At 60.1% G+C, this 1058-nt stretch carries 1 protein-coding gene; it reads left to right on the top strand.

Annotated elements, in window-relative coordinates; translation table 11 throughout:
- Positions 1 to 1058 (top strand): IS3 family transposase gene (locus Q1A36_RS21275; protein ID WP_299848170.1). Its coding sequence is split into 2 segments (ribosomal slippage), with 1059 coding nucleotides annotated over them: positions 1 to 201 and positions 201 to 1058; the frame shifts between segments, so codons are not numbered across the junction. This gene is flagged as partial in the annotation.

Below are 1058 nucleotides of genomic sequence, written 5' to 3'. Positions count from 1 at the left end.
TGGGACAAGGTTTATCCCGTCTGGACGCGATCCGGCGGATCGGGATTGTCGAACAGACCTATTATCGCTGGCGCAAGCAGTATGGTGGAATGGGCGTGGATCAGTTGAAGGAACTGAAGCGTCTGCAGCTTGAGAATGATCGCCTCCGACGCGCGGTGTCGGATTTAACGCTGGACAAGCTGATTTTGACCGAGGCTGCAAAGGGAAACTTCTGAGCCCCTCGCGCCGCCGGGCCTGCATTGATCATGTTCGAGGTGAATTGGACGTGTCCGAGCGCCGTGCCTGCCGGGTGCTGCAGCAGCACCGCTCAACGCAGCGCAAACTGCCGAGAGGCCGGGCGGATGAGGACCGGCTGGTGGCCGACATGATCGAACTGGCGCGGCAATATGGCCGTTATGGTTATCGCCGGATTGCCGCGCTTCTACGTGATGCCGGCTGGCTGGTGAACGACAAGCGTGTGGAACGCTTGTGGCGGCGCGAGGGGCTGAAAGTGCCAATGAAGCAACCGAAGAAGGGGCGGCTCTGGCTGAACGACGGATCCTGCGTCCGGCTGCGTCCGGAATACACAAACCACGTCTGGAGCTATGACTTCGTGCATTCCCGGACCGATGACGGCAAGGCGTTCCGGACGCTGAACATTCTGGACGAGTCCAGCCGTGAATGCCTGACCATCAGGGTGAAGCGCAAACTGAACTCGGCCGACGTCATCGATGCGCTGATAGATCTGTTTATCATGCGTGGGGTTCCAGCTTTCATCAGGTCTGACAACGGCCCCGAATTCGTAGCCGAGGCCGTCCGCGACTGGATCGCCGCCGTCGGGGCAAAGACGGCCTATATCGAGCCGGGGTCACCTTGGGAGAACGGCTACTGCGAGAGCTTCAACGCCAGGTTCCGCGATGAACTTCTGAACGGCGAAGTTTTCTACAGCCTCCGTGAGGCGCAGATCCTGATCGAGGAATGGAGGAAGCACTATAACACGAAGCGTCCGCACAGCGCATTGGGCTATCGCCCACCAGCCCCGGAAACCATCGTCGCGATGGACCGTGCGCCGGTCATGC

Source organism: uncultured Paracoccus sp. (genome assembly GCF_947487305.1).
Classification (GTDB): domain Bacteria; phylum Pseudomonadota; class Alphaproteobacteria; order Rhodobacterales; family Rhodobacteraceae; genus Paracoccus.
This window is presented reverse-complemented; position numbering and strand designations above follow the sequence as displayed.